The sequence below is a fragment of the Streptomyces sp. NPDC051907 genome, assembly GCF_040681075.1.
Lineage (GTDB): Bacteria > Actinomycetota > Actinomycetes > Streptomycetales > Streptomycetaceae > Streptomyces.
The window spans coordinates 1-9,796 of record NZ_JBFAYB010000167.1; the positions used below are offsets into that span (position 1 = coordinate 1).

At 68.0% G+C, this 9,796-nt stretch carries 10 protein-coding genes and 3 pseudogenes; 7 read left to right on the forward strand and 6 right to left on the reverse strand.

Annotated features, from left to right (window positions below):
- Nucleotides 1-300 precede the first annotated feature (300 nt).
- A complete protein-coding gene (locus AB0M39_RS40220) occupies nucleotides 301-1,422 on the reverse strand; it encodes a PP2C family protein-serine/threonine phosphatase (RefSeq protein WP_365373643.1) in 1,122 nt (373 codons plus the stop codon).
- A gap of 409 nt (nucleotides 1,423-1,831) precedes the next feature.
- Between AB0M39_RS40220 and AB0M39_RS40225 the strand changes: the two genes are divergently transcribed.
- Both AB0M39_RS40225 and AB0M39_RS40230 read left to right on the forward strand, forming a co-directional pair.
- Nucleotides 1,832-2,227 carry a luciferase family protein gene (locus AB0M39_RS40225; RefSeq protein ID WP_365373646.1) on the forward strand — a complete coding sequence of 132 codons (396 nt, stop codon included), beginning with the start codon at nucleotides 1,832-1,834 and terminating at the stop codon, nucleotides 2,225-2,227.
- A gap of 27 nt (nucleotides 2,228-2,254) precedes the next feature.
- Nucleotides 2,255-2,467 (forward strand): three-helix bundle dimerization domain-containing protein, encoded by a 213-nt coding sequence (locus tag AB0M39_RS40230; protein ID WP_365373649.1) that lies wholly within the window; start codon nucleotides 2,255-2,257, stop codon nucleotides 2,465-2,467.
- A 58-nt stretch (nucleotides 2,468-2,525) separates the two neighbouring features.
- Here AB0M39_RS40230 and AB0M39_RS40235 read toward each other — a convergent pair whose 3' ends face one another.
- Nucleotides 2,526-2,696 carry a hypothetical protein gene (locus AB0M39_RS40235; protein WP_365373651.1) on the reverse strand — a complete coding sequence of 57 codons (171 nt, stop codon included), beginning with the start codon at nucleotides 2,694-2,696 and terminating at the stop codon, nucleotides 2,526-2,528.
- 413 nt (nucleotides 2,697-3,109) lie between these two features.
- Here AB0M39_RS40235 and AB0M39_RS40240 point away from each other — a divergent pair, with 413 nt between their 5' ends.
- On the forward strand, nucleotides 3,110-3,358 hold the full coding sequence (locus AB0M39_RS40240) for a DUF5707 domain-containing protein (protein ID WP_365373653.1): 249 nt from the start codon (nucleotides 3,110-3,112) through the stop codon (nucleotides 3,356-3,358).
- 42 nt (nucleotides 3,359-3,400) lie between these two features.
- Here AB0M39_RS40240 and AB0M39_RS40245 read toward each other — a convergent pair whose 3' ends face one another.
- A complete protein-coding gene (locus AB0M39_RS40245; RefSeq protein ID WP_365373656.1) occupies nucleotides 3,401-4,099 on the reverse strand; it encodes an alpha/beta hydrolase in 699 nt (232 codons plus the stop codon).
- Nucleotides 4,100-4,427: 328 nt separating this feature from the next.
- On the reverse strand, nucleotides 4,428-5,273 hold the full coding sequence (locus AB0M39_RS40250; protein ID WP_365373658.1) for a DUF4394 domain-containing protein: 846 nt from the start codon (nucleotides 5,271-5,273) through the stop codon (nucleotides 4,428-4,430).
- Between the two features lie 199 nt (nucleotides 5,274-5,472).
- Here AB0M39_RS40250 and AB0M39_RS40255 point away from each other — a divergent pair.
- Both AB0M39_RS40255 and AB0M39_RS40260 read left to right on the forward strand, forming a co-directional pair.
- A pseudogene (locus tag AB0M39_RS40255) lies at nucleotides 5,473-5,706 on the forward strand (IS5/IS1182 family transposase); the annotation flags it as partial.
- 147 nt (nucleotides 5,707-5,853) lie between these two features.
- Nucleotides 5,854-6,264: a hypothetical protein gene (locus tag AB0M39_RS40260; protein WP_365373667.1), complete on the forward strand. Its 411-nt coding sequence runs from the start codon at nucleotides 5,854-5,856 to the stop codon at nucleotides 6,262-6,264.
- Between the two features lie 107 nt (nucleotides 6,265-6,371).
- On the opposite strand, the pseudogene AB0M39_RS40265 reads toward AB0M39_RS40260, so the two are convergent.
- A pseudogene (locus AB0M39_RS40265) lies at nucleotides 6,372-6,566 on the reverse strand (IS110 family transposase); the annotation flags it as partial.
- Between the two features lie 760 nt (nucleotides 6,567-7,326).
- Here AB0M39_RS40265 and AB0M39_RS40270 point away from each other — a divergent pair.
- Together AB0M39_RS40270 and AB0M39_RS40275 are read left to right on the forward strand one after the other, a co-directional pair.
- The gene (locus tag AB0M39_RS40270) at nucleotides 7,327-8,085 is read left to right on the forward strand and encodes an SDR family oxidoreductase (protein ID WP_365373664.1); all 759 of its coding nucleotides are present in this window, start codon (nucleotides 7,327-7,329) and stop codon (nucleotides 8,083-8,085) included.
- 226 nt (nucleotides 8,086-8,311) lie between these two features.
- Nucleotides 8,312-8,419 (forward strand): annotated as a pseudogene (locus AB0M39_RS40275) (ATP-binding protein); the annotation flags it as partial.
- A 213-nt stretch (nucleotides 8,420-8,632) separates the two neighbouring features.
- Here the strand turns inward: AB0M39_RS40275 and AB0M39_RS40280 are convergent.
- On the reverse strand, nucleotides 8,633-9,796 hold a 1,164-nt coding region (locus AB0M39_RS40280), incomplete at its 5' end, for a zinc ribbon domain-containing protein (RefSeq protein ID WP_365373661.1).

Below are 9,796 nucleotides of genomic sequence, written 5' to 3' on the forward strand. Positions count from 1 at the left end.
GGCCGAGGTCGTCGGACGTCGCGTGATTGAGGACCAGGGCCCCCAGGCTCTTCACGTCCCGCAGCGCCGCTCGCAAGGGCACCCCACCCGGCCCGCACGATTGCCCGTGTCCAACGGCATGGACTACCCCAATGTCGGGTGGCTCTGAAAATTTCAGTACCGCAAGCGCAGCCAGCGAGAAGCGGCCGTCAGGGCCTCGGGTGATCCGTCGACCGCCGGTTCGAGGGTGGGGCCAAAAGACCTCGGCACCGTGGTCCCAACTCAAGTGCTTACTCGACGGTCGGCCCAGGTGGCGGGGGATCAGACTGACAGGCGGCGGATGGCGACGACGGCCGCGTCGTCGTCGAGGTGGCCGTGGACGTGGGCTAGCAGGTCGTCCTGGAGGTGGCGCAGCAGTTCGTCGGGGTCGTCCTTGGGCCACTGCGGCGCCCGTTCGGTGAAGGGGTAGAAGAGTCCGTCGGCGTTGCGTGCTTCGATGACGCCGTCTGTGTAGAGGAGCAGCAGGTCGCCGACCTGGAACGGGAAGGTCTGGACGTCGTAGGCGGCGATGCCGAAGGGTCCGCCGAATCCGATCGGGAGGTGGCTCGCCTCGGGCATGAGTGGGGTGATGTGATTCCCGCGCAGGAGGAGTGGGGGTGGGTGGCCGCAGCTGATGAGGTGGACGACCGGATCGTGGTCGGGGATGTCGAGCAGCAGGGCGGTTGCGAAGTCCTCGTTGGTGTCGTCTTCGGTCTCTGATCGCCACTGGATGGCGTCCCAGCGGAACGCGCCGTCCAAGTGGACGGCGAGGCGAGGGAGGGTGGCCTGCCGATGGGCGGCTGCGCGGAAGGCGCCGAGCAGCAGGGCGGCGTTGTTGATCGCGGCCAGGCCGTTGCCGCGTACGTCGCCGATGAGGAGCCGGGTGCTGTGGTGGACGGTTCGTGCTGCCGCGTACAGGTCTCCACCCAGGTCGGCTTCTTCCTCGGCGGGGATGTACAGGCCGGCGATCCGCAGCGGGCCAGAGCGTGCGGGCAGTGGGTGCAACAGCACACTTTGGGCGGCCTCGGCCACCGACCGTACCCGGTGCAGCTGCCGCTCACGCCGGTCCCGCACCACGCAGATGGTCACACATACGACGGAGACGACGATCAGGGCAACGATCTGGGCCTGGATGTTGGCGGTGTACAGGACCCCTCTGAGCACGCCGATCACCACCTGGGCCGCCACCGCGAGAGCTCCCATCAGTGCCGTCACGCCGACACCGGCGAACGCCACCGTGATCGCGGGTGCCGCCACCAGCAGTGGACCGAGGTGGATGTGCGGCGGAGACAGCACATCCACCACACAGACCGTGACGATCAGCCCGAGTGGGATCACGATCAGCGCGGGGACGTGACTCTGCTTCCAGGAACGCCGAACGTCCAGCCATGGTCGAAGGGACATGCCCCAAGCTTTCCACTTCCCTCTTTGTGCGAGTATGTGCCGCTCCGGGAACCGGGGCCGTGCCGGTGTGAGACGGAAGTGGTCAATCGGATGGGAGCAGGGCTCTGGTGTGGACCCCGGTGGTCCACTCGGTGTCGGAGGTCTTGCGGATCCAGCTGGTGATCACATGGTTGGACACCTCACGCCGGGGTGCCGGGCGCCAGGTACGACGAGGACGTCCAGCGGCGGGTCACCGTCGAGCAGGTGGTCCGGCAGCACCCGCAGGCTCTTGTTGCAGCGGACGGCGCCGACAGGAGCACATCGTCAGCGACACCGTCCGGCGTGGCGAATCGGCCATTCCGGCTCTACGGTCGAGTTACGGCTGTCTCAAGCCTTGGTGGAGTGTCGGTGAGCGCACCATGATGGCGTCATGACCACGGCCTTGCGTGCCCTGACGCAACTCGCGAGCTGGCCGGACCTCACCGAGGCTCAGCCCGGCTGCGGCGCCGGCCGTGGCTTGCGCTCGGCCAGAGCCGAGATCGCGCACTTCCACTCCGGCCGACGGGTCGACCTGCACCTGACCGCCAGGATGATCCACCATTTCGAGAGCGACCTGAGACGCTCGACCGCGATCCGGCTCGTGCCGGGCTCGCACTGGGTGACCATACGCCTGGAATGCGACACGGACGTCGATCTGCTCATGACCTTGGTCAGCCTGGCCCTCCGGGCCCATCAGGGGCGGCCGGATTTCGGCGACACCTCGCACGCGCCGTGCAATGATCATGACGTCACGGTGCTCGCGCGTGAGAATGCTGGGGGCGGCTGAGCGGATCTTCCAGGTCAGGGGAGCGCAGTGGCAATCGATGAACGCGAGGCAGACGCGATCCGGGCACTCGCCGAACGCCTCACCGCCGCGTACAGCGCAACCCGGTCCCCTGCCGAGATCGAGGCCGCTGTCGCTGAGGCCCACGCAGCCTTCAAGGGCCAGCCCGTACGAGACTTCGTTCCCATCCTCGTCGAGCGCAAGGTTCGCGCTGCTCTCGGCAGGACCTCGACCGACCGCTGAGTTCGGCCCCGTCCGCCATCGACCAAGCAGTGCGGCCCGGGGCTTTGGCGGACCGAGGTCAGATGGCGGCACTGGCGGCGGTTTCGATGAGGCGGGTGGTGATGCCCGGGTGGCTCATCATGGCGATGGGGGACACGCCGGGTACCTCGAAGACCTTGTGGGCACCCGCGCGCTGGTAGCGGAAGCGTTGCAGGGGGCGGGGCCGGACGGCCTTGTCGGTGTCGGCCACCAGTCCCAGGGGTGGTGCGCCAGGCAGCGACGGGTGACGACAGGCAAGTCAGCGGCGACTAACTGGCCGTCCGCTACGAGGCGACCGTACTGGCCGCAGTCCTCGACGAGTGACTGTGCCCAGCACTCCCCCGAAGGACCCCGAGATGTTCTACCGGCCGGCCCTGACCGATCACCCAGGCCGAGCTGAGTTTCCGTGCTCACGTCCGGGATGACTGCGCGTTGCGCGCATCGTGCAGCGGCGCGGTCGACAGCGCTGGTCCCTTCAGCCGAGAGCGTTCGAGAGAGTTACGGAGAACTCGCCATGTCCCTTCGTATCGCCCTGTCCGTCGTCGCCAGTGTCGCCATCCTCGCAGGTACTCGTTCGCCTTCTCCACCGAGGTCACGGCGTCCTCCGGTGTCAAGAGCCTCCAGGTGATGGCCTGGCTGGAGAAGTCCGGACTCGCCGCGAAGCAGCCGACCGCCAAGGAGATGGCCCAGGCGGAGTCGGCCCGTTGCAAACCCGCCGGTGCCGACACCGTGAGGTGCGTGTATACGGCCGCGGTGACCACCGCCGAGGTCGCTTCGTCCCCGCGCGGTTCCTGGCATGTCGCTGTTCTTGCCACCGCCGAGGACGGCACCACCGCCCTGGACACCAAGGCGGTGGACTTCACCGTCGACTGACCGGACTCCCAGGAGGCAGCAGGAGCACTCTCCCAGCGAACTCTAGGCTTGGCCGTTGGTTCCCTGGGCGGCTTGGGCGATGACGGCGGCTACGACGTCCGGGCGGGAGACGTAGACGGCGTGGCTGCCGGGGGTCTCGGAGACGGTGGCCCTGGCCCGCTCGGACATGGCGCGCTGGGCGGGCGGCGGGATCATGCGGTCGTCCGTGGCGACGAGGTACCAGGACGGCTTGGTCTGCCAGGCCGGTTCGGAGATGGCCCCCTCGAGGGCCTCGACCCCCCAGGGGACCTGCGAGTCGGCCATGAACGTCGCCAGCTTCTCGGGCACGTCGGCGGCGAAGGAGGCCGCGAACTTGTCCCGGTCCAGGAACAGGAACCCGTTCTGGGGCGGCAGGATCGGCGGGACCGGGGCCCCGGGCGGCGGGTCGGCGATCAGGGAGCTGACGGACTCGCCCTTGTCCGGTGCGAACGCGGCGATGTAGGCGAGTGCCGCGACGTTGGGGTGGCTGCCGGCCTCGGTGACGACGACACCGCCGTAGGAGTGGCCGACCAGCACGGCCGGCCCGTCGAGGCCGTCGAGGACCTGGTGGGTGGCGGCGACGTCGCCGGCCAGCGACAGGGTCGGGTTCTGCACGACGGCCACCTTGTATCCGTCGGCGCTCAGGTGGTCGTAGACCCCCTGCCAGCCCGATCCGTCCACGAAGCCACCGTGCACGAGAACGATGTTCCTGATGGTTGCCATGGTCACTCCTGACCTGGAGGGGCAGCGCCTTGACGTCTGACCCGGTGCCTACCAGTCAAGGCGAAGAGGCGCGGCCGGTCCAGCAGGACAGCACGCAGAAGTACCCGCCCGCTCTCCGTGGCCGGCGCCTTGGACGATGCCCCGGCAAGAGGTCAGGGCGCGGCGGTCGCCAAGCGTGGCAGCGGCTGATGTACGGCGAGGTGAACCTCAACATGGCCGCCCGCCTCGATCTCGCTGCGGCCACCGTGCCTGGCCCACACTGCTGGCGACGGGGCGCCGGTCGGGTGAGCCGCCACATGTGCGAGATGCGGCTCACCCGCGGACTTGCCTACCTCTGCTGGTTCAGGGGGAGGGCGATGTCGAAGACCTGCCCGTTGGAGGGGAAGCCGCCTGCGTCGTCGGCCTGTCCGGTCAGCGGGTTGACCCTGTAGAAGCGGTAGGAGCCGGACGTCTGCAGGGCGGCGAAGCCCCGGTTGGCGCCAGTCTCGGGCGAGAAGTAGATGTCGAAGCCCGCGCTGGGACCCGCGTCGACGCCGAGGCTTCCGGTGGGGGCGAGGGTGCCGGCGTTGGCGGGGGATTGCAGGACGACGCGGTCGGTGGTGGTGTCGATGTCGAACAGGCTGGTGGCGGTGGCCGCATTGAGGTCGTTGTTGGTGTAGGCGGCGCCGGTCACCCCCAGGGCGGGGTCAGTGGCGGGCGGTGTGGTGAGCGTGCCGTCCATGACGGTGCCGCCCATCGCGACGTTCACGTTGTGGCGCAGATTCTGCCCGGTGTCGCTGATGACCCGCAGCCGGTCGGCGGCCGGGTTGAAGTCCACGCCGAAGAAGGTGCCCTGCAGGTCGATACTCAGCTGGGACACCTTCGTCGCCACGGCGTTGCTGGTGTCGAGGGTGTAGACGCCGCCGGCGTTGCCGACGCCGTAGAGCAGGCCGTTCTGGACGCGGTAGTCGATCCCGACCAGTGCGGTGTCACCGTCAAGGCCGGTGACGGTCCCGATCGAGGTCACCGTCCCGGGGCTGCTGGCGCGGAACTGCACGAGACGCTGGTCGTCGGTCAGGCCGGTCACGTTCAGACCGTTGCGACCCGTGTCCTGCGGGTCGGTGTCGGCGGCCATGGCCGGAACGGCGGTGGACAGAGCGGCGGCGAGCGCCACAGCGAGGACTGCCTTGCGCATGGGGGATCTCCACGGATTCGAGGCGCCCGCACGTCCGGGCGCCACCCATGCGATGAGACCAGCAGCACACGAGTCGGGCACGCCGACTGCGGCCATGTGGCGGTATGCGCGGCGGGCGGGTCGCGCCTGCGATCGGCCCTGGCGTGCCTCCGTCCCGCCACACCATCCCCCAGACTGCCTTGGCCATGCTGCGCCGCCAAGAAGCGTGGGCCGGAAGAGGGGCATCATCACCGACACGATCGGCCTGATCCTCCCCGTGACCGTCACCGCCGCGAGCCTCTCGGAAAACGCCGTAGGAATACGCCTCCTCGACCACGCCAAGAAGGCCTACCCCAGCATCTCCAAGAGTTGGGTCGACACCGGCTTCAAGAACACCGTCATCGAGCACGGCGCAGGACTCGGAATCGACTTCGAAATCGTCAACAGAAACCCTGGAGACCGTCGTAGACAGTACGGACCGCCGTGCGGGTGACCTGTCGCATCGATTCCTCATGCGGTTTGTCAAGCGGCGAGGGCGGCGCGTGCCAAGTCCTCTCCCATTGGGGTTACCTGCGCTCAGGGGTTCGGTCAGACTCGGCGCATGGGAGATGGCGCCCAATGGTCGCTGGAAGACGACTGGGATTGGCAGATGCAATGCGCACGAGCTCATGATGCATTGCTGCGGGGCACGGACTCGTGGGTGCCTCCTGTTGAGGAGGAACTGGTGCTGGCTGCCCGGGCAAGCGCGTTGAGCCAGTGGCATCCATCCACCAGTCACAACTACCTCCGGTTCTCGGACGGTCCTCATCCCTGGGTGCCCGGAGGGCGCGACGACGTCAGGTATCTGCCGGGATGCATCTCCTTCGCGAAGGAGGGGGCGGACAGCAGCGCTGTCTTCCGGGTCTGGAGCGGATTCCTGTTGCAGACCCCTGATCCGGTGCTCGTGCTGGCCCCTCTGGAGGCAGTGGTCGCTGTCAAGGCCCTGGTGGAGGTTCTGACCACCGACAGCTGAGAGCCTGCAACGAGCCGAGAGCTCGGGTGCGTGCGGCGGGGGCACCAGACGGTGAAGGCGGCCGGTGTGCGCCGCGACCCCGCGCCTGCGCAGGCTGCGACCAGCTTCGGTTCGTAGCATCGTCCGTCCCGCAGAAGGGCCCAGAAGACGTCGACGCGGCGGCGAGCGAAGGCGCGGACGGCTTGGGTGTGGCGTTTACCCTCGGCTCGTTTGCGGTCGTGGTAACGGCGGGATTCGTCGCACCTTCGGATACTGAACAGCGCGGAGGTGTAGAAGACGCGCTGAAGGCGACGGTTGTACTGGATCGACGTCGCCCGCGCCTTCGACCAACGGGGCAAGCCGGACCACTGCTGCCGGGCGCTCCTGGCCAGAGCACGCCGCACCCCAAGAAGTCCGCCGCGCATCCGTACGAACGATCGCCGCCGACCTCATGCAGCACGATCGAACCCTGCCAGAAGTACGCGACTTCACAACCCGCATCCACGCCCTCTCCTGACACCGGACCGCAGCGGCCGCGCCGAGATCGACTGCCTGCTACGGAGCACCGACGAAACTCGCCGTTCAGGGACTACGCACCTCTACCTAAAGATCATTTCCCGCGCTGTGTCGGCCGTTTTCCCACGGCCCGGGCCAGCAGCCCGCCTCAGGGCTGACGGCGGATCTGTGAAGGATCGAACAGTGTCCAGTCATAGGTCGAGTCGCTTGACCTCCCCACCACAACGGACAGACCCAGATCTCGCACCGCGCAGGTCTCACGCCCTCGGGACTAGGACTGCGGACCGATGCGAGCAAGATCAACGCTCGCTACGCTCGGGCCCGTGGCCAGCGCGCCTCCTCGCCCAGCCCCTGCGGGAACGAATGGGGCCTGACGATCGAAGCCCCGACGGTTTCCGCCTCGCCCTGTCTGCCCGCTCATGGTCCAACTCCTGACCGTGCCGCACCGCCGGGGAGCCGTGCGTCCAGGCACGATCGGTCTCGCCAGCCTCGCCCGCCAACCGGTCGGCCCGCACCACTCAGCCGCACCACCGCCCTACCCACCTCAACCGACGGAACACCATGAACGTGAACCTCGCTGATCACCGCATCGTCCTCACCGGCGCAGGCCGCGACTTCGGCCGCGCGCTCGCCCACCACTTCGCCGAGCTCGGAGCCGAACTCTTCCTCACTGCCCGCACGCTGGAGGCGGCCGAGCGCACCCGCGCGGAGATACACGCACGCGGCTACGAGGAGGTGCACGCCTTCGCCTGCGACCTCTCCGACCCCGCCTCGGTCCGCGCGTTCGCCAAGGCGCTCGGCGAACGGACCGACCGCGTCGACGTCCTGGTCAACAATGGCGCCCGCTGGCTGGAGGGCCCCGACCTGCTGTCCGCCTCCGACGAGGACGTAATCGACACGCTCGCCTCGGCCGGCACCGGAACGATCCTCGTCACCAAAAACCTGCTGCCCCTGCTCCTCGCCTCCGACCGCCCCGACGTGGTCACCATCGTCTCCGCCTGCGGCGTCCCAGGAGCCCAGCACCCCACCGCCCACGAGGCGTACTTCGCCGCCAAGCACGCCCAACGCGGCTTCACCGAAGCCCTCTCGCGCCGACTGCGCCCCCGGGGCGTGCGCGTCGTCTCCCTCTACCCGCCGGACTTCAACAGCGGTCGCGACCCGCTGTCCCCGCAATGGGACACGACACCACGCGGCGCCCACGATCCCCTCGCCGCGCAATCCGTGATCGACTGCATCACCTTCGCGATCGGCCAGCCTCGCGACTGCTATATCAACGCCTTCCACTTCGAGGGCATGCACCGCGACACATCCGACCACTCCGCCTGAGGGGCCTCCTGCCCCGGGGGCGAACAACGGGACGTGCCTCAATCGCTGGCGAGCGCGTCCCGCCGGTGCTCTCTGCCGGCAGTCCTGCATGACACCATTCCCACACCCCACCCTGACCAGCCAGACCACACCCGGACATGGCGAAAAGGTCGGCATCGCGATCATGATGCCGACCTTTCGTCGGTGTCCCCCGCTCCCTGAGGGCCCGCGTCATCGCCTACGTGCCGCGGAAGTCCACCGGCTCCTTCATCATGCTCACGTCACGATCACTCAAGGTGACTCGTTCAGGTTCACCGAGGCCACCAACGGCAAGGGCGTGAAGCCCTTCAGTTGATCCACACCAACCGGTAGCGGGGAGATATCTGGCCGCCACCGGGGACGTTTCGTTGCCCGTCAGTGGGGAGAACTACTGGCCGCCTCTGGGGAGAACTGCATGGCCGTTGACATTCTTCAGTGGGCTGTACTGACGGGAGCGGCCCCTTTGCCGGAGATCCCCGAGTTCCCCGGCGCTCTGGAGGTGCTGCGGAAAAGTCCACTGGGCGAGTCGTCACGACGTGCGCTGGATGCCGGAGCAGCAGACCTCTCGGATCCCCGAGTGCGGGCGGTACAGGTAGCCCCCGGAGTCTGCGGTCTCGTCACCCCGGAAACTTCTTCGCTCCGGAACCTGCCGACCCCGACTGTCCGCGTTCGGGTCGGCATGGAGGCGGTCGCCTTCTTCCAGCAGCACCTGGACTGACCCCTCGGCGGACATGGCGTCGGCATAGAGCACGGGGCTGCCAGCCTTGTAGCAACGGACACCGGTGCACTGTAGGTCGTGATGCGGGCGAAGCCGCAAGAAGACGCACAAGGAGATCTGCCGCCGCTCCACCGTCTCGTCGAACGCCTCCAGTTTGCTGACTTGTCCACCAGCAACGCTTGCGACACTGCAGGGAGGGCGCTCCCCCACCTGACCTGGGCCTTCGTTCGCCTTCGGAATTCGAACCCGAGACCTACGCATACGGGACCATAATGCAACCCATCGCGGGACAACCCTGTCGAGGATCGGCGCACGATCCCCGGGGAAGCGAGCGGGAGCGATCGTCAGCGACTTCAAGACGCACCCCAGGAGCATGCGCCGGTCCGTGAGCGTCGACTCCGCCCACGCGTCCGCCAGCGCCTCGCCGTCCGCGAAGAAGACCGACAGGTCAGCCTCCCGAGCCAGTTCAGCGGCTTCGAGGTCAAGCGATTCGATCACTGCCGATTGCTCAGCCGACAGGGCCTTGAATCGTTCCTCCGCCAACGTGCCCTCGACGTAGAAGTCGTGCTCCAGCTTGTCGCGGCGTGCCTTGGCTGCGTCGAGGCTTGCTATGACCTCCTCACGACGAGCCCCCTTCTCCACGTCGTGGAGGACCGCCCAGCGTCGGACGATGGCATCGAGGCCAGGGGATCCGTACTCGAGGGCCGAGACGTGGCTCAGCCACATCGCCTCGACCGCCGCGTCCATACGCGGCGCTCGGACCACCACACCGGGGCACGCGTCCTTGCCGTACACCGACCGGGTACGGCACCGGTACATACGGCCCCGGTCGCCGCCGCTGCCGGTCATGCCCTTCTTGCAGTACGGGCAGGAGAAGATCCCGCCGAGGAAGGTGGTGTGCGGGCGTTTCCCCCGCGATCCCCCACCCATCTTGGTGACGCGCGCTTCGATCAGCGCGAGGATCCGAAGCCGCTC